Genomic DNA, 18734 nt, shown 5'->3' with positions numbered 1-18734 from the left:
TTTTCTGCGCCGATCTTCTTGTCCATGACCACTTCTGAGGGTGCCTCGGCAGGCCCTCCTTTTCGCAAGGAATGCAGGTCAGATGAAGAGGCCAACGCGACACTGGTGCCGCCGGGTGGAACATTTCGGGCAAAGGAGAAGGGGACGGAGAGGATAAGTCGCATGTGCACAAACGACTTAATCCCCTCCGTCCCCTTTTTCTCCACTCTGAAGAACGAAAAAGGCCGGCGTGTGCCGGCCTTTCCCTTGTTGCACCGCGAGGCGGTTTACAGCGACTTCGCCGCTTCCACCACGTGAGCGGTGGTGATGCCGAAGTGCTTGTACAGCTGGTCGGCCGGGGCCGAGGCACCGAAGGTGTCGATACCGATCACCGCACCGTCCAGGCCGACGAACTGGCGCCAGAAGCCGGTGACGCCGGCTTCCACGGCCACGCGCTTGCGCACGGCGTTCGGCAGCACCGATTCGCGGTAGGAAGCATCCTGGCGCAGGAACACGTCGGTGGACGGCATCGAGACCACGCGGGTCTTGAGGCCAGCCGCGTCCAGCTGGGCCTTGGCTTCGGTCGCCAGCGAGACTTCCGAACCGGTGGCGATCAGGATCACGTCCGGGGTACCGGCGGCATCCGCCAGCACGTAGCCACCGCGCTCGATCTGGGCGATCTGCTCGGCGTTGCGCGGCTGGTGCGGCAGGTTCTGGCGGCTGAACACCAGGCAGCTCGGGCCGTCCTGGCGGGTGATCGCGGCCTTCCAGCTCACGGCCGACTCGACCGCATCGCACGGGCGCCACACATCGTTGTTCGGGATGTAGCGCAGCGAGGCCAGGTGCTCCACCGGCTGGTGGGTCGGGCCGTCTTCGCCCAGGCCGATCGAGTCGTGGGTGTAGACGTGGATGGCATGGGCCGGGATCAGCGCGCTCATGCGCACGCCGTTGCGCGCGTAATCGCTGAACACCAGGAAGGTGGCGTCGAACGGAATGAAGCCACCGTGCAGCGCCAGGCCGTTGGCAATCGCGGTCATGCCGAACTCGCGCACGCCGTAGTACACATAGTTGGCGTTGGCGTCGTCGCTGGCGACTGACTTGCTGCCCTTCCACAGGGTCAGGTTCGAGTGCGCCAGGTCGGCCGAGCCGCCGACGATTTCCGGCAGCAGCGGGGCGAAGGCTTCGATGGCCAGCTGCGAGGCCTTGCGCGAGGCGATCGTCGGGCCTTCAGCGGCCACCTGGGCGATGTAGGCATCGGCCTTGGCAACGAAGTCGGCCGGCAGCTCGCCGTGCGAACGACGGGTCAGCTCGGACGCTTCCGCCGGATACTGGCTGGCGTACTTGTCGAACAGCTGCTCCCACTCGGCCTGGCGCAGGGTGCCGGCGCCATTGGCGCGCCAGCCGTCGTAGATCGCTTGCGGGATCTCGAACGGACCGTATTCCCAACCCAGCTGCTTGCGGGTGGCTTCCAGCTCGTCCTTGCCCAGCGGTGCGCCGTGGCTGGATTCCTTACCCGCTTTGTTCGGCGAACCAAAGCCAATGGTGGTGCGGCAGCAGATCAGGGTCGGCTTGTCGCTCTGCGACAGCGCGGCCTCGATGCCGGCCTTGATGCTGTCCGGGTCGTGGCCATCAACATCGCGGACCACGTTCCAGCCATAGGCCTCGAAACGTTCCGGGGTGTTGTCGGTGAACCAGCCCTCGACGTTGCCGTCGATGGAGATGTGGTTGTTGTCCCAGAAGCAGACCAGCTTGTGCAGGCCCCAGGTGCCGGCCAGCGACGCCGCTTCATGCGACACGCCTTCCATCAGGCAGCCATCGCCCATGAACACCCAGGTGCGGTGGTCGACCACTTCCAGCTCCGGGCGGTTGAAGCGCTGTGCCAGCAGCTTCTCGGCCAGGGCAAAGCCCACGGCGTTGGCGAAACCCTGGCCCAGCGGGCCGGTGGTGGTTTCCACGCCCGGGGTCTCGTGGCGTTCCGGGTGGCCGGCGGTGTGGCTGCCCAGCTGGCGGAACAGCTTCAGCTGCTCGATCGGCAGGTCGTAACCGCTCAGGTGCAGCAGCGCGTACTGCAGCATCGAGCCGTGGCCATTGGACAGCACGAAACGGTCGCGGTTGAACCAGTGCGGGTTGCTCGGGTTATGGCGGAGGTAGTCGTTCCAGAGGACTTCGGCGATGTCGGCCATGCCCATGGGCATGCCGGGGTGGCCGGACTTTGCGGTTTCAACCGCATCGGCGGCAAGGAAGCGGATGGCGTTGGCCAACTGGCGACGGGTAGGCTGCGTCATGGTTCTGTCGGAATCGGGAGGCGGCCGCGGACGTGCGGGCGGCCTATTGTCCCATAGTCACCGGGCAGGGGTCAGTTCCAGCTTGCCTGGTCGTGCCGGCCGCTGGCCGGCAGTTGCGCAGAATTCAATGAAGATCATGAGGTTGCCGGCCAGCGGCCGGCACTACCGCCCCCGGAGTTCGGGGGCGGGAATCTGGACTCAGTCCTGCTGCGGACCCAGCGCCGGGCCGTCGTGGGACTCGCCCTTGGCCACCAGGGTGGTCAGGGCCAGGTCGCCGGTCACGTTCAGTGCGGTACGGCACATGTCCAGGAAGTGGTTCACGCCCAGGATCAGGCCGATGCCCAGCGGATTCACGCCGACCATCGCGCAGATCATCGCCACCACCGGCAGCGAGCCCGACGGCACGCCGGCGGTACCGATGCCACCGAGGATGCACACCGCCATCACCATGAACTGCTGGCCGATGCTCAGGTCCACGCCGAAGAACTGGGCCAGGAAGATCACCGTCACGCCCTCGAACAGCGCGGTGCCGTTCTGGTTGGCGGTGGCGCCCACGGTCAGCACGAAGCGCGACACGCGCTGCGGCAGGCCCATCTGGTCGGCCACGCGCAGCGCCGTCGGCAGGGTGGCGTTGCTGGAGGCGGTGGAGAACGCCATCACCGTCGCTTCCTGGGTATCGCGGAAGAACGACAGCGGCGAGCGGCCCGACAGCCACACGGCGGTGCCGTAGGTCACGATCATGTGCAGGCCCAACGCCAGCACCACCACGCCCACGTAGGCGCCGAGGCGGATGATCAGCTCGAAGCCGAACAGCGCGGCCAGGTTGAACATGAAGCAGGCCACCGCGTACGGGGCCAGGCGGATGACCAGGTTGATCAGGGTCATCGAGATTTCGAACACGCCTTCGATGGCGCGGCGCAGCGGGGCGACCTTCTCGTTGTCGGTCAGCACCATGCCGATGCCGAACATCAGTGCGAAGAACATCAGCGACAGGATCGCGCCGTTGTCAGATGCGGCCTGCAGCACGTTGCTCGGCACGATCGACAGCAGCATGTCCATGCCCTTGGGCGTGCCATGGATGCCGGCCACGATCTCCTTGCTGCGCTCGGCGTTCTCCGACAGCATCATCGCAGCGACCTGCGGGTCGACGCCGGCACCCGGCTTGAGCACGTTGACCAGCACCAGGCCGATGCCCACGGCGATGCCGGACAGCAGCACGGTATAGGCCAGCGTCTTCCAGCCGATGCGGCCGAGGGCGCGGATGTCGCCCATCTCCGACACGCCCATGATCAGCGCCGAGAAGATCAGCGGCACGATCAGCATGAAGATCAGGTTGAGGAACAGTCCCGACGCCGGGGTGGTGACGTAGTCCATTACCCACTTGGCACCGCCCTGCAGACCCTCGACGCTGCCGCCCAGGGCATGCACGGTCAGTCCCAGGACCAGGCCGATCGCAAAGCCGATGCCCATCTTCCAGTGCAGGGGCAACTTCTTCTTGTCGGCAGCAGCTGCTGTCATACGCGGGTTTCCTCGAAAAATGAATGCACTCTAACAAAGCGCGCAAGCGGCGCCGGTTCAGGTTCGGCGCGGTGGATACAGCGGCGCCAGACCAGTGTCAGCGGCCCCCGCAACCGCCGACCAGTGCGGTCCGTCACGGAAGGCCGCGCGCAGGCGCGTGCGCAGCGCCGCCAGATCGCCCTGCCCGCCCCAGCGCGCCTGCTGCAGGTCCTGCAGCACCTGGCGCTGCTCCGGATCGTCCAGACGCGCGATGACCTGCTCGATACGTTCGACACCGGCCATCGCGCACAGCTGTGCTTCCACCTGGTCGAAGCCCTCGCCATCGAGCACGCGGCGCAGTTCGGCCAAACCGGCACGGCCGCTCGCCACAGTCGGCACAGCGGACGTGCCGGCGACAGGCGCCGCTGCACGCGGACGACGGCCACGCTGCCAGCCCCACAGCAGGGTCAGCAGCCACAGCAGCGCCAGCCCGATCGCCGCGCCCATCCAGGGCCATGGGCGCTCGGCGACGCCACTGGCGCGCGGGTCGGTGGCCGCGATGCGGCTGTCCTGGCCATCGGTGCCGGGCAGCGCGGCGTCGGTGTCGATCGGCGGCAACGGTGCCGTCGAGGTATTGCCACCGCCATTGCCCGCCGCAACCGCCAGCGTCAGGTCCGGCAGCGTTGCTTCCTGTGCCTTGCCGCTGCGCACATCCCACCAGGGCAGGCGCGGGCCGGGCACCACCAGCGAACCCGGCTGGCGCGGCACGATCGAATAGCGGCGGGTGATCTTCAGGCGTGGCGTGCTGCCGTTGAAGGTCTCTTCGTACTGTGCTGGTTCGGCGAACACCTGCGCATTGGCGCCGACATCCGGCACCGGCAGATCGGTGAACTGTGCACGCGTCGCCCCCTCGGCAACCGCTTCGACCACCACATTGGCCGCTTCACCGGTGCGGGCGCTGGTCGGCGCACTGGTATAGCGCAACTGCAGGCTCTGCAGCGGCAGCCACGGCTGCGGCGCCTGCGCCGGTTGTGCCTGAACCTGCAACGTGCGGTCGGCGCCGGTGGCATTCATGCGGCCGTCGCCCCCGCCAAAGAAGTCGTCGAAGAAGCCACCGGCACTGCGCCCGCTGAAGCGCGCACCCGCCAACCGCAATGCGCCGCTGCGCTCGGGGATCAGCAGGAAGCGGCGCTCGACCACGTTGTAGCGGCGCCCGTTGACCTGGCGCACATCGGTGCGGTCATCGCCCACGCGCTGCAATGACGCGCCCGCCGGGGTATCCAGTACCAGTTCACCCGACGCCAGCTGCGAAGCAAAATACAACCGCACCACCAAGCCCACGCTCTGCTGCACGTACGGCGTTTCGTCATCGACAACCGTCTCGATGAAAGCCATCGCAGTGCTGTCCGGGCCCGCCACGGCGGCCGCGTCCACCTGCAGGGTCAGCGGCGCGGTACGCACACTGCCCACCTGCAGGCCCGGAACCACCAGCGCACCGCTGCGTCGCGGCGTCAGCGCCACGCCGTACAGGTTGCGCTGCTGCATGCTGCCGTTGCTCCACTCCACCTGTCGGCTGCTGGTCTGCGCGCTCAGGTCGAAGTCGGTACGCAGAGGCGTGAAGTCAGGCGCGCCCTGATCGCTCTCGACATTGAGGGTGACCGTATCGCCCATTGCAATGCGATCGCGGTCCAGCCAGGCGCGCGGCTGCGCCCAGGCCAGCAGCGGCAGCCACAGCAGCAGCGCTGCCAGTACCTGCCGGGGCCAGCGCCCATGCATGTTGATCGCCCGCGTCATCGCCCTTCCCTCTTCCTGCGTTCGTTTTCCAGCTGGAACTTGGCTCGCAGCAGCGCCCCCGGATCATCGGGTACGCGTCGCATCCACGCCTCCACGGCCTGTTGCTCCTCGCGCTGGCGCGGGGTGGTGCCCTCGCTGCCTGGCACGGGCTTGCCATCCTGCTCGCCCTTGCCTTCACGTGCCTGCTGCATTGCCTGCTGCATGCGCTGGCGCTGCTGTTCGTCGGCCTGCGCCTGCGCCTTGGCATCTTCCACCTGCGGTGGTGCCTGCTGGCCATCGCGGCCGCGCTCGCCGGGCTGAGGCTTCGACTGTGCGTTGTTGTCACCCGCCTTGGGCGGGTCCTGCTGGCCCGACGGCGGCTGGCCCTGGCCGGGATTCTGCTGGCCCTGCTGCGGCTGCTGGCCCGACGGATTCTGCTTGCCCTGCGAATCGTTCTGCTGCTTCTGCCGGCCGCTCTGCTGGGGCTTCTGCTGATCCTGGCCCTGGCCACCCGACTGCTTGCGCTTGCGCGCGGCATCGACCACAGCGCGGTTGGCCACCGCATCGGCCATGCCGGGATGCAGCGCCAGCGCGCGGTCGTAAGCGGCGATGGCCTCATCGTAGTTGCCCTGGCGCGCCAGCGCGTTGGCCAGGTTGTACCAGCCGGCATCGCTGTCGATGCCTTCGAACTGCTTGCGTGCACCGGCGAAGTCGCCGTTACGGTACGCCTGCACACCTTCGGCCAGGCGCTGGTGCTGCAGCTGGTCAGCACGCTTCCACAGGGTGCCCTGCGCGGGCGGCGGTGCGGGCGCTGCTGACGCCTGCGCCTGCACGTCCCCCATCCAGGGCAGCAGGCCAACGGCCAGCACCGCAGCCAGCACCGCGCGCCCGCGGAAGGCCAGCAGCGCCAGCAGCATGACCGGCGGCAGCAGCCAGAAGCCTTCATCGCGCCACTGCTTGCCTTCGCCCGGCCGCTGCGACGCCGTGCCCTCGCGCGCATCCAGAACACCCAGCGCACGCAGGTCGCTGTCATCGGCGGCGATGCGCGCGTAGCGCCCGCCACCTGCGGTGGCCACGGCGCGCAGGCTGCCCTCATCCAGCGCCGCCTGGCGGATCTGGCCATTGCCATCGCGATAGGCCGCACCGGCCGGCGTACCCAGCCCCAGCACCGAAACCTGCAGGCCAAGGCTGCGTGCCTGGGCCGCGGCCAGCGCGGCCTCACTGTCTGCCTGGTCGGTGACCAGCAGGATCTGTCCCTGCAGCGCAGCGACCCGCCGCATCAACTGCGCGGCCCAGTCGATGCCGCGGTCGGCACGCTGTCCATCGCGCGGCATCACCTCGGGTGACAAGGCATCCAGATACAGCGCGACATTGCTGCCGTCATCGGTCAACGGCGCCACCGTATAGGCGTCATCGGCATACACCACCAGGCCGACCTGGCCGCCCTTGCGCGCGCGCAGCAGCTCGCCCAGCTTGGCCCGCGCCTGCAGCAGCCGCGACGGCGGCAGGTCGGTGGCGGTGATCCGGCTGGACAGATCCAGCACGACCAGCAGCGGTGCGCTGGCCTGGAACATCGGCTGCGCCTGCTGCCGCCAGCTCGGCCCGGCCATCGCCAGCGATGCCAGCGTCCAGCCCAGCAGCAGCGCCCAGGGCAGGCGCGTACGGCGACGCGTGCCTGCCGCCAGCAGGTGCGGCAGCAGGTGGGGATCCACTGCCTGCCGCCATGCATCGCTGCGCCGCTGCCGGTACAGCGCCAGCGCGAGGATCACCGGCAGCGCCAGCAGGGCCCACAGCCATTCCGGGCGCAGGAAATGCAGCGCGTTCCAGTCGGGAAGATTCGACGCCAACGCGATCATCGGCGACGCTCCGGCCACAGCCACGCCAGCGCACCCAGCAGCAACGCCAGCGCCAACGGCCAGGAATAGCGTTCCTCACGCGGGCGCAGACTGGGTCCCTTCGCGGCGATCGGCTCCAGCCGGTCCAGTTCGGCATAGATTCCGGCCAGCTGTGCCGTATCGCGTGCGCGGAAGAACTGGCCACCGGTCATGCCCGCTATCTTCTTCAATGCGGCCTCGTCGACCGGATCCTGGTCGGCGGAAATGGAGATGCCGAACACGCGCATGCTGCCGTCGCCGCCAAACGCGACGGTGTGGATGCGTACGCCCTCGGCGCGGGCAACTTCGGCCGCGCGCAGGGGCTCCAGTACGCCGGCATTGCTGACACCGTCGGTCAGCAGGATCAGCACGCGCTGGCCTTCGGGCTGGCTGCGCAGTCGCTTCACCGCCAGGCCGATTGCATCACCGATGGCGGTTTCGCGGCCGGCCAGGCCGACCACGCTGTCGCGCAGCTGGTCGCGCACACTGGCCAGGTCGGCGGTAAGGGGCGTCAATGTGTAGGCACGGTCGCCGAAGATCAGCAGGCCGATGCGATCACCGGCGCGGCGATCGAGGAAGTCTGCCAGCACCGCCTTGGCTGCGGTGAGGCGATCCACGGCCTGCCCGCCCAGCACCATATCGCCTTCACCCATGCTGCCGGACACGTCCATCGCCAGCATCATCTGCCGGCCCTGCTGCGGTGGGGTGATGGCCTCACCGAGTTGCTGTGGACGGGCAAGCGCAACGCACAGCGCGCACCAGCCCAACCACAACAGCAGGGTACGCAGCCAGGACACGTCGACGCGGCCACCACCGGTCAGTGCTTCCAGTTCGCTGGCGGCATACGGCACGCGTAGCGCCGCGCCGGGATCAGCGCGACGCTTCCACGCGTACATCAGCAGCGGCAACGGCAACGCCAACAACGCCAGCGGCCATGCCAGCTGCAGGTCCGGCCACGGCCAGTAGCTCGCCAGCAGATTCATCGCCGACGCTCCAGCAGCATTGCCAGATAGCGCGCGCGGGACCAGCTGCGCACCGCGGCCACTTCGCTGGCATCCACGCGTGGCCGATAGGCGCCCTCGGCCAGCAGGCTGCGCCGTGCGTCAGACAGCGTGCCCTGCGGGTCCACGCGTTGCCACCATGCGTCGTCGCGCAACGATTCACTGCCCGGGCGTGCCTGGCGCGCGGCACGACGCAGCAGGCCGGCGATCGCCGCCAGTTCCGCCGCCGCGTCGGTGCAGGCCGCCAGCTCCCTGTCGAACTGCTGCAACCAACGCTGCCGACGGCGGCGGCGCTGCCACCAGACGAATGCGACGACCAACAGCAGCAGTAGCAACGCGGCACCGATCATCAGATAGCCCGGTGCCGGTGGCCACCACGACGGGGCCGGCGGCAGCTGCACGTCGCGCAGTGGCAGGTTGGCACTCATGCCGGCACCTCGGTCGGCGACGGGGCCAGCCAGGCATCGCTGGGCGCATCGGTGGACAGCACCTGCACGTCGACGCGGCGTGCGCCGAGCTGGCGCCGCAGTTCCTGCAGCGGTTCAACGAAATGTGCCTGCCAATGCGCCTGCACGTCGCTGCGGCGCAGGTCGAGTCCAATGCGCTGCTGCGCGGTCTGGAACTGCAGCGCCGCCGACGGCGGCTGCAGTTCCAATGGATCGACCAGCAGAACCAGGCTGAGGTCATGGTGCTGGGCCAGCGCGCTCCAGCGTACCGGCGCAATCCGCGCCGCCTGCTGCGGATCGGCCAGCACCAGCATGCGCGCCCCGGGGCGCAGCACGCGACTGGCGTGGTCCAGCGCGCGCTCGAGACCAAGATCATCGGTGGGAGGCTGCGCGTACCAGCGGGTGAGCGCATCGAGTACGCGCAGCACACCGCGCGGCCCGCCTGCGGGTGCGATCGGTGGCTCGCGGTCGCTGCCACGCAGCGCGCCCACGCGGTCGCCTCGACGCTGCGCCGACCAGGCGGCAACGGCGCCCGCACGTGCAGCCTGTACCGACTTGAAGCGCACCCGGGTGCCGAAATACAGCGCTGGCGAGGTGTCGGCCACGATCAGGCTGACCCGCTCGCGCTCGGCCTGGAACAGCTTGGTGTGGGCACGGCCGGTACGCGCGGTCACCCGCCAGTCGATGTGCCGTGCATCATCACCGGCCACGTACTCGCGTGATTCGGCGTACTCCATGCCACGCCCGCGCAGCGGCGACGGTGCCTGCCCGGCATTGCCGGCACGGCCGCGTCTGGGCGGTGGCGGACGCTGTGCCAAGCGACGCAGCGCGACCAGTTCGGCCAAGTGCGGGCGCAGCCCGTCGCCCTCGCTGGCGATGGATGCAGGTGCCGGGGATGGATCGGTCATGCGCAGGCTCAGGGTGCCGGCACGCGGGCCAGCAGCTCCTGCACCAGGCGCTCGCCATCCCAGCCTTCGGCTGTGGCTTCGTAACTGGGCAGCACGCGATGGCGCAGCACATCAGCGGCGACCGCGCGCACGTCATCGGGCGTGACGAAATCGCGGCCCGCCAACCAGGCGCGCGCACGTGCACAGCGTTCCAGCGCGATGGAACCTCGCGGGCTTGCGCCCCACGCGATGCGGCGACCGAGGCCGGCGTCGTAGCGCGACGGATCGCGCGAGGCCAGCACCAGCTCGATCAGGTAGCGTTCCAGCGCTGGCGCCATGTGCAGGTCCAGCACTTCGCGACGGGCCGCGAACACATCCTGCATCGGCAGCTTCTCCGGCGCCGGCGCGGCTTCGCCCAATGCGCCACGGGCACGCTCGCGGGCCAGCCGCAGGATTTCCGATTCGGCCGCCTGATCCGGGTAGCCGATGCGCACATGCATCAGGAAGCGATCCAGCTGTGCTTCCGGCAGCGGGAAGGTGCCTTCCTGCTCGATCGGGTTCTGCGTGGCCATCACCAGGAACAACGACGGCAGCGCATAGGTGTGGCGTCCCACGGTGACCTGGCGTTCGCCCATCGCTTCCAGCAGCGCCGACTGCACCTTGGCCGGCGCACGGTTGATTTCATCGGCCAGCAGGATCGGGTGGAAGATCGGGCCGGGCACGAACTCGAAGCGGCCTTCCTGCGGGCGCCAGATCTCGGTGCCGGTGAGGTCGGCCGGCAGCAGGTCCGGGGTGAACTGCACGCGCGCGAAGTCGGTTTCCAGCGGTGCTGCCAGCGCGCGGATCGCCGTGGTCTTGGCCAGCCCCGGCGCCCCCTCCACCAGCAGGTGGCCGTCGGCCAGCAGCGCGATCAGCAGGCGCTCGACCAGCGCGGACTGGCCGACGATTTCGGCTGACAGCGCATCGCGCAGCTGGCTGAAGGCGGCGTGCAGGCGGGAGCTGGCCGGCGCGGGCGGCGGCGGGACGGTTTCGGGCATCGGCGGAGGCAGGTTCATGGGGGCCTTTGACCGGCGCAGGACGGCACGGGTTCCCGACATCATCGCAGGGTGCCCTGCGATTGACATCAAGAACGGCTGAACAGCCCTTCGCGCACCGCATGACCGGCCTCAACGAAGAAGGGCCGCACAAGGCGGCCCTTCTTCCTGCAACAGGTGCTACCGGCTCAGTTCTGCTTGGCCACGCGCAGCACCTTCGGCGTGACGAACACCAGCAGTTCGGCCTTGTCCTTGCTGCGGCCACGCTTCTTGAACAGGTTGCCCAGGAACGGCACGTCGCCCAGGAACGGAACCTTGCTCACGCTGCTGCGGTCGGTGAACTCGTACACGCCACCGATCACGACGGTCTGGCCATCGTCCACCAGCACCGCGGTATTGACTTCACGGCGGTTGATTTCCGGCACGGTGCCATAGCCCTGCAGCTGGATCAGGCGTTCCACTTCATCCTTCTTCAGCTGCATGTTGAGGAACACGCGGTTGTCGTTGGTGATGGTCGGGGTCACCTTCAGTTCCAGCACCACTTCCTTGAACTGGACGTTGGGCGTGGCAACGCCGCCGGTACCGCCACCACTGATGGTGACGTAGCCGATTTCCTTGCCCTGCTTGATCAGTGCCTCGCGCTGGTTGGTGGTCACCACGCGCGGGTTGGAGATCACTTCGCCACGGGCCTCTTCCTGCATCGCCGACAGCTCCACGTCCAGCAGGTAGCCGGCATTGAGGATCGACAGCGCCAACGAGCCCGGGGTGGCGGTCGAAGCGGCGGGCAGGTTGAAGTTCAGGCCACGGGTGATGGCCGGAAGCAGCGGCACCGGTGCCGGTCCAACGCTGCCGCCCGCTTCCCAATCGCGATAGGCCTTGGCATTGGCGGCCGAAGTATCCGCCTGCGACTGGCGGGTCTTGCGGTTGGATTCCAGGTCACCGCTGAAGTACACGTTGTCGCGGCTGCCACTGATGCCGAACTTGGCACCCAGCTCGCGGGCGAACGTATCGGTGGCGATGACGATACGGCTTTCGATCAGCACCTGGTCGACCGGCCGGTCGATCACACCGATCAGTTCACGCATGCGCGCGATCTTCTTCGGGATGTCGCTGATCATCAGCGTATTGGTGCGCTCGTCGGCCACGATGCGGCCACGCGAGGACAGGAAGCCACTGTCTTCCTGCGACGCCGAACCACCGCTGCTGCCGTTGCCGCCACCACCGCCGATACCCTTGGCTTCGGTCAGCGCCTTGAAGATCTGCGTGGCGCTGTGGTAGTTGATCTGCACGTAATCGGTAACCAGGTCTTCGCGGTTCTCGATGGCGATGCGCGCGTCTTCCTTCTCCTGCTCGAACTTGGCCAGCTCGGCCTGCGGCGCAACCCAGATCACGCTGCCGTCGCGACGCTTGTCCAGGCCCTTGGCCCGCAGCACGATGTCCAGCGCCTGGTCCCACGGCACGTTGACCAGGCGCAGGGTCACATTGCCCTGCACCGAATCGGACGCCACCACATTGAGGTTGGATTCTTCGGCGATCAACTGCAGCACGGTGCGCACCGGCACGTCCTGGAAGTTGAAGGTCACCGGCTTGCCGGTGAAACCGCGCTGGCCCACGGCCTTGGCGGCCTGCGCAACGCTGCCTGCAGTGACCGCACCGACTGCCGCCGGCGCCTGACGCGGGCTGATCTCGACCACGTATTCGTTGCCGCTCTGGTAGGCCAGCGAATCCACCGCACCGCCGGTGCTCAGGACCAGCTGAGTACCCGCGCCGGAGGGCTTGGCGTCGATGCGCTGCACCGGCGTTGCGAAGTCGGTGACGTTCATCGGCCTCTGCAGGTTGGCCGGCAGCCGGGCGTTGCCGACATCGACCACCACGCTGTTGCCCTGCGTGCGCAGGTCCGGCACCGCACCCTGCCCGTCGAACTGGACGATCAGGCGACCGGCACCATCATCGCCGCGCTTGAAATCAATCTTCGCCACCGACAGGCCTGTCGGTGCGACGGCCGCAGCCACGGTGGCGCCGGCCGGCTTTTCCGCCGGCGTGGCAGCCAGCGCCGGAGCGCAGGCCAGCATCAGCGCGACTCCCAACGCGCTGACACGGTTCAAGGTAGAGCGCCGGATGGGACGCAGCCCCTTGGCTTGGTGAAAGGTCATCGTGCTATCCCCAGTAAACGATCATTGATCTTCAAGCGAGAGCGTTGCCGGCCGTTCCAGCCAGCCGCCCGCACCATCCGGCACCAGTTCGATCAGCTCCACGCGGTCTTCGAAGACCGCCGTGATCCGCCCGTCGCTCTGTCCCAGGTAACCGCCCGGGCGCACCCGGTAGGTCACCTTGTCCGGCCCCATCACCAGCGCGACGACGCCTGCACCCGTGCCGATGGTGCCGACCATGTCCAGTGCGTCCAGCGGGAAGCCTTCCAGCGGCTCCTTGCGCCGGTTCGGATCCGGACGCAATCCGCCATTCCCCTGCTGCGGATTGGTCCAGGCGTCGGTGAACGGGTCACGCATGCCCTGCGCGGAATACTCGAAGGTCTCGAACTGCTGCATCACCGGCAGCGGCTCCAGCGGCTGCGCCGGCCGTGCCCGCTCGCCTTCCACCCACTTTTCCAGGTTGGGGGCGTCGCCGGGCGTGCTGGTCACGCCGCGGCCGCAGGCGGCCAGCAACAGGACCGCCAACGCCATTGCACCGCGTGCGATGTACGTGCGCATCACTTCTTGCCCCCCTTGCCCTTCTTCTTCGCCTCGGCATCGGCAGCAGCCTGCTGCGCCTGCACTTCGGTCTCGTCCAGGTAGCGATAGGTCTTGACCGTGCCGGACAACTCCAGCGCACCGCTACGGACGTTGCCCTTGGACTTGTCCTTGGGCTTGAGGTTGATGTCGTGCATGGTCAGGATCACCACCCGCGGCAGCGACGCCACGCCACTGACGAACGCGCCGAACTGGTGGTAGCTGCCCACCATCCGCAGCTTGATCGGCTTCTCGGCGTAGAACTCCTTGACCTGCTCCTGCTCGGGCTCGAACAGCTCGTTGGCCAGGCCGCTGGACAACGCGGTCTGCGAGATGTCGATGATCAGGTCGGGCATTTCCGTCTTGCTCGGCAGCTGCCGCAGCATCTGCTGCAGCACCTGCTCCATCTGCGCCAGCTGCTGCTTCAGCGGGGCCAGGTTCACCGCGCGTTCCTGCTGCTTGGTGAACTCGGAACGCAGCTCGACTTCCTTCGATTCCAGGCCAGCAAGTTCCTCGCGCTTGCCGCTGATCAGCAGCATCCACGCCAGGAACATGATCACCAGCGCCAGCACCGAACAGAAGACGATCTTGGCCTTCTGCGGCCAGTTGCCGATGTCGTTGAAATCGAGGTTCTTCAGATCGATCTTCTGGCTCATGCGCGGTCCCCCTGCAGCGGCGCGATGAAGGCCTGCGGCGGCTGCGCCAGGCGGCTTCCCTCAGGCTTCGGCGCCGGCTTCGCAGCCGGTGCGGCCGGCTGGTTCGGCTTGGCCGGTGCGGCGGCCGGTGCAGCCGCCGGCGCTGCGGCAGGTGCCGCCGGAGCCGGTGCCTGCGCATTCGCGGCCGGAGCCGCAGCCGGGGCGGCAGGCGTGGCAGGCGCGGCGGCGTCCGGACCTGCGGCAAGCGGGGCCACCGCAGCCGTCGGTGCCGACACAACCGTGCCATCCGCGTTCAGGCCCGGCGTCGCCGCAACCTCTTCGCTCTGTGCCGGCAGCTTCACCTTGACCACGAACACGTACGGCAGTGCCTTGATGTCGGTAACCGGACCGGTCTTGCCGTCCTTGTCCTTGTCCGGCTCGCGCGCCTCGATGATCGACAGCTCCGGATTGGTCATCCAGCCGGAGGTGTCCAGGTTGCGCATGTAGGCCGAAACACGGGCGTTGGACTGGGTACGGCCTTCCAGGGTCAGCACGTCGCCTTCCTGCTTCAGCGCGGTCAGCACCACGCCATCGGGAATCGTACGCACCAGCGCATCGAACAGATGGACCATCTGCGAGCGCTTGGCCTGCAGTTCCTCGATCACCTTCTTGCGTGCCAGCAGGCGTTCCTTCTGCGCATCGAGGCGGTCGATCTCCTTGTTCTGTTCCTTGACCTTCTCGATCTCGGCCGACAGATAGGCATTGCGATCCATCTGGCCGCTCACCTGGCGGTCGTAGTAGAACCAGATCAACAGCGACAGCAGCAGGCCACCGATGGCGGCCATGCCCAGCATTGCGTAGAACTCACGCTGGCGTTGCTTGCGCCGCTCGGCGCGCCAGGGCAATAGATTGATGCGTGCCATCAGTCGAAGCTCCTCAGCGCCAGACCGGTGGCGATCATCAGCGCGGGGGCATCCTGGGCCAGCGCATGCGCGTTCACCTTCGGGCCCAGGGTCATCTGTGCCAGCGGGTTGGCGACCACGGTCGGCACGCCCAGCTGTTCTTCGACCATCTCCGGCAGGCCACCCAGCACGGCACAGCCGCCGGCCAGCACGATGTGATCGACGCGGTTGAACTCACTGCCTGCGTAGAAGAACTGCAGCAGGCGGCTGATCTGCTGCACCGTCGCTTCCTTGAACGGTTCCAGCACCTCCATCTCGTAGCTTTCCGGCAACCCGCCCTGGCGCTTGGCCAGGCCGGCTTCCTCGTAGCTCAGGCCGTAGCGGCGCATGATCTCGTCGGTCAGCTGCTTGCCACCGAACACCTGTTCGCGGCTGTACAGGCTGCGGCCGCCGCGCAGGACATTGAGGGTGGTCATGGTCGCGCCGATGTCGACCAGCGCGACGACACCGTCGATGGACACCGGCAGCTCGCTGGCGACCAGGGCGTAGGCGTTCTCGACCGCGAAGGCCTCCACGTCCATCACCTTGGCCTGCAGGCCACCGAGCTCCAGCGCCGACTGGCGCAGCTCCACGTTCTCCGAACGCGACGCGGCCAGCAGCACCTGCACCATCTCGGGGTTGTTCGGGATCGCCCCGATCACCTCGAAGTCCAGGTTCACTTCCTCGATCGGATACGGGATGTAGTTGACCGCTTCCAGCTCGATCTGGGCTTCCATGTCGTTTTCGTCGAGCTCGGCCGGCATCGGGATCACCTTGGTGATCACCGCCGACCCGGCGACGGCGGCAGCGGCCAGTTTGGCCTTGCTGCCTGAACGGTTCATCGCCCGGCGGATGGCCTCACCGACCGCCTCCACCTCCACGATGTTCTTCTCCACCACCGCATTCGGCGGAAGTGGTTCCACAGCATAGTGTTCCACACGGAAACGATTGCCGCTGCGGGACAGCTGCAAAAGCTTTACCGCAGTCGAACTGATGTCGACGCCTACAAGCGGCGACTGACTTTTTGGGATGAGCCCCACGGTTTCTCCCCTGCCGACGGGCACTTGGACACAAGACCTGCGTCCGAGCATTAATAACGTATTCTTAGCAAATGGCAACGACCCTGCTGTGAAGTCCCTCACGGATTCACATTGCAGCCCCTGGCAGTTCCCCTTGCGCTCCCCGGTGCCGACCCCAGCCGCCACCTTGCGTAATCTATACTCTGCGACCACGAAATTCGCAATCGGAATCTGAACCCGATGACTCGACTCCGCCGCTGGCTGCGCTGGATCTTCCTGATTGTCCTGGTCCTGGCGCTGATCGGCGCGGCCGCCGTGGGCGGTCTGTACTACGCCGTATCCTCCAAGCTTCCCGACGTGCAGACCCTGCGCGACGTGGAGATGCAGGAACCCATGTACGTCTATGCCGCCGACGGCAAGCTGATGGCGGTGTTCGGCGAGACCCGCCGTACCCCGGTCACCATGAAGGACGTGCCCGAGCGCCTGAAGCAGGCGTTCCTGGCCACCGAGGATGCCCGCTTCTACGAGCATGGCGGCGTGGACTACATGGGCATCGGCCGCGCGGTGTGGCTGCTGGCCACCACCAACGACAAGCGCGTGCCGGGTGGTTCGACCATCACCCAGCAGGTCGCCCGCCAGTTCTTCCTCAGCTCCGAGTACAGCTATACCCGCAAGCTGGCCGAAATCCTGCTGGCGCGGAAGATCGAGTCCGAGCTGAGCAAGGACGAGATATTCGAGCTGTACCTGAACAAGAGTTTCTTCGGCAACCGCGCCTACGGCGTGGCCGCCGCCGCCGAGTTCTATTACGGCAAGAAGCTGGGCGAACTGAACCTGGACGAGATGGCCTCGCTGGCCGGCATCCCCAAGTTCCCCTCTTCCGGCAACCCGATCTCCAACCCGGAACGTGCCCGCCAGCGCCGCGACAACTACGTGCTGCAGCGCATGGCCGACCTGAAGTTCGTCACCCAGGCCGAGGCCGACGCCGCCAAGGCGGTGCCGATGCATGCCAGCGCGCATGAGCCGCCGGTGCAGGTCGATGCCCCCTACGTGGCCGAACTGGTGCGCCAGGAAATGATCGCCCGCTTCGGCGGCGATGTGGTCAACAAGGGTTACCACGTCACCACCACCATCGACTCGACCCTGCAGACCGCCGCCAACCTGGCCGTCCGCGATGGCCTGCTGCTGTACGACCACCGCCACGGCTGGCACGGCGTGGAGAAGCAGGTCCAGGTGGGCGCCGGCGAAGATGCCGCCGCCCTCGCCGAGCACCTGCGCGGCATGTTCGGCCAGTCCGGCCTGCTGCCGGCGATCGTCGCCAGCACCGGCGCCGACGGCAGCGCCACCGTGGTGCTGGCCAACCGCAGCGAGATCGTGCTGCCAGCCGGCGCTGCCAAGTGGACCAACAAGACCCCGGGCAAGCTGGTGCAGCGCGGCGACATCGTGCGCGTGCGCGCCGGCGCCAAGGACGGTGAGTGGCTGCTGGACCAGCTGCCGCGCGGCCAGTCCGCACTGGTCTCGCTGGATGCCCACAACGGCGCGTTGAAGGCGCTGGTCGGTGGCTTCAGCTTCTCCGGCAACAAGTTCAACCGTGCCACCCAGGCCCGTCGCCAGCCGGGCTCGAGCTTCAAGCCGTTCGTCTACGCGGCCGCTTTCGACAAGGGCTACAACCCGGCCTCGATCGTGCTCGACGCCCCGGTCGTGTTCCGCGACCGCCGCGGCAAGACCTGGGCCCCGCAGAACGACGGCGGCGGCTTCCGCGGCCCGATGCGCCTGCGCGAAGCACTGGTGCAATCGCGCAACCTGGTCTCGGTGCGCCTGCTTGACGGCATGGGCGTGGACTACGCGCGCAAGTACATCAGCGAATTTGGTTTCGCCGAATCGGAACTGCCGCCGAACCTGTCGATGTCGCTGGGCACCGCCTCGCTCACTCCGCTGTCGGTGGCCCGTGGCTACGCCGTGTTCGCCAATGGCGGCTCGCGCGTGGACACCTGGCTGATCGACCAGGTCAACGACCGCGACGGCAACCTGGTATTCAAGGAAAACCCGGCACTGGCCTGCCGCGAGTGCGCCGGCAGCAGCGACCAGCCGGTCAACCAGGTCGTGGACGGTTTCAACTTCGGTGCCCCGGCGCCGAAGGTGGACCCCGCTGCAGCAGCCAAGGCCGAAGCCAAGACCGAAACCGCTGCCGTACCGGCCAACCCGGATGCCCGCACCGCCCCGCGCGCGATCGACGCCCGCACCGCCTACCAGCTGGTGTCGATGATGCGCGACGTGGTCCAGCGCGGTACCGGCGTCCAGGCCAAGGTGCTCGGCCGCGAGGACGTGGGTGGCAAGACCGGCTCCACCAACGACCACCGCGACGCCTGGTTCTCCGGTTTCGGCGGCCCGTACGTGACCACCGTGTGGGTCGGCCGCGACGACTTCCGCTCGCTGGGTTACCGCGAATACGGTGGCAAGGCCGCCCTGCCGATCTGGATCGACTACATGCGCACCGCGCTGAAGGACACCCCGATCGCGCAGAACGACCCGCCCAGCGGCATGGTCCAGGCCACGCTCAACGGCGCCACAGAGTGGGTGAAGGTGGAGGACATGGACCGCCTGACCGACTACGACCTGAACCTCAATACGCCGCAGGCC

General features: G+C 67.6%; 14 protein-coding genes. 1 reads left to right on the top strand and 13 read right to left on the bottom strand.

All coding sequences use genetic code 11. The features are described 5' to 3' along the window. Positions 1-266: 266 nt before the first annotated feature. From tkt to N7590_RS16405, 13 genes are all read right to left on the bottom strand, one after another. The gene (gene tkt, locus N7590_RS16465; RefSeq protein ID WP_053510031.1) at positions 267-2264 is read right to left on the bottom strand and encodes a transketolase; all 1998 of its coding nucleotides are present in this window, start codon (positions 2262-2264) and stop codon (positions 267-269) included. A gap of 198 nt (positions 2265-2462) precedes the next feature. Next, positions 2463-3782 (bottom strand): dicarboxylate/amino acid:cation symporter, encoded by a 1320-nt coding sequence (locus N7590_RS16460; protein ID WP_006465816.1) that lies wholly within the window; start codon positions 3780-3782, stop codon positions 2463-2465. Between the two features lie 57 nt (positions 3783-3839). Next, on the bottom strand, positions 3840-5555 hold the full coding sequence (locus N7590_RS16455; RefSeq protein WP_164242425.1) for a BatD family protein: 1716 nt from the start codon (positions 5553-5555) through the stop codon (positions 3840-3842). Then, positions 5552-7390 carry a tetratricopeptide repeat protein gene (locus N7590_RS16450; RefSeq protein ID WP_164242426.1) on the bottom strand — a complete coding sequence of 613 codons (1839 nt, stop codon included), beginning with the start codon at positions 7388-7390 and terminating at the stop codon, positions 5552-5554. The genes N7590_RS16455 and N7590_RS16450 overlap by 4 nt, the downstream gene beginning before the upstream one ends. After that, a complete protein-coding gene (locus tag N7590_RS16445; RefSeq protein WP_164242427.1) occupies positions 7387-8391 on the bottom strand; it encodes a VWA domain-containing protein in 1005 nt (334 codons plus the stop codon). Before N7590_RS16445 ends, N7590_RS16450 begins: the two co-directional genes overlap by 4 nt. Then, positions 8388-8837 (bottom strand): DUF4381 family protein, encoded by a 450-nt coding sequence (locus N7590_RS16440; RefSeq protein ID WP_053510022.1) that lies wholly within the window; start codon positions 8835-8837, stop codon positions 8388-8390. The genes N7590_RS16445 and N7590_RS16440 overlap by 4 nt, the downstream gene beginning before the upstream one ends. Continuing rightward, complete coding sequence (locus N7590_RS16435) at positions 8834-9763, bottom strand: DUF58 domain-containing protein (RefSeq protein WP_164242428.1); 930 nt, start codon at positions 9761-9763, stop codon at positions 8834-8836. The genes N7590_RS16440 and N7590_RS16435 overlap by 4 nt, the downstream gene beginning before the upstream one ends. Positions 9764-9771: 8 nt before the next feature. Further along, positions 9772-10797, bottom strand: coding sequence for a MoxR family ATPase (locus tag N7590_RS16430; RefSeq protein ID WP_279935731.1), 1026 nt, complete (start codon positions 10795-10797; stop codon positions 9772-9774). A 167-nt stretch (positions 10798-10964) separates the two neighbouring features. Continuing rightward, complete coding sequence (locus tag N7590_RS16425; RefSeq protein WP_053510018.1) at positions 10965-12929, bottom strand: type IV pilus secretin PilQ family protein; 1965 nt, start codon at positions 12927-12929, stop codon at positions 10965-10967. 21 nt (positions 12930-12950) lie between these two features. Then, positions 12951-13484, bottom strand: coding sequence for a pilus assembly protein PilP (locus N7590_RS16420; RefSeq protein ID WP_006465989.1), 534 nt, complete (start codon positions 13482-13484; stop codon positions 12951-12953). Next, positions 13484-14158 carry a type 4a pilus biogenesis protein PilO gene (gene pilO / locus N7590_RS16415; protein ID WP_006465991.1) on the bottom strand — a complete coding sequence of 225 codons (675 nt, stop codon included), beginning with the start codon at positions 14156-14158 and terminating at the stop codon, positions 13484-13486. Before pilO ends, N7590_RS16420 begins: the two co-directional genes overlap by 1 nt. Further along, complete coding sequence (locus N7590_RS16410; RefSeq protein WP_053510016.1) at positions 14155-15060, bottom strand: PilN domain-containing protein; 906 nt, start codon at positions 15058-15060, stop codon at positions 14155-14157. Before N7590_RS16410 ends, pilO begins: the two co-directional genes overlap by 4 nt. Then, on the bottom strand, positions 15060-16118 hold the full coding sequence (locus tag N7590_RS16405) for a pilus assembly protein PilM (RefSeq protein ID WP_005410860.1): 1059 nt from the start codon (positions 16116-16118) through the stop codon (positions 15060-15062). The genes N7590_RS16410 and N7590_RS16405 overlap by 1 nt, the downstream gene beginning before the upstream one ends. Positions 16119-16337: 219 nt before the next feature. On the opposite strand from N7590_RS16405, the gene N7590_RS16400 reads away from it, so the two are divergent. Beyond that, positions 16338-18734 (top strand): penicillin-binding protein 1A (locus N7590_RS16400; RefSeq protein WP_345781941.1); only part of this gene is annotated, 2397 nt, incomplete at its 3' end.

It is taken from the genome of Stenotrophomonas sp. GD04024, assembly GCF_029837545.1.
Taxonomy (GTDB): Bacteria; Pseudomonadota; Gammaproteobacteria; order Xanthomonadales; family Xanthomonadaceae; genus Stenotrophomonas; species Stenotrophomonas forensis.
Note: the sequence above shows the minus strand (reverse complement) of the source record. Positions and strands in the feature narration are given on the sequence as shown.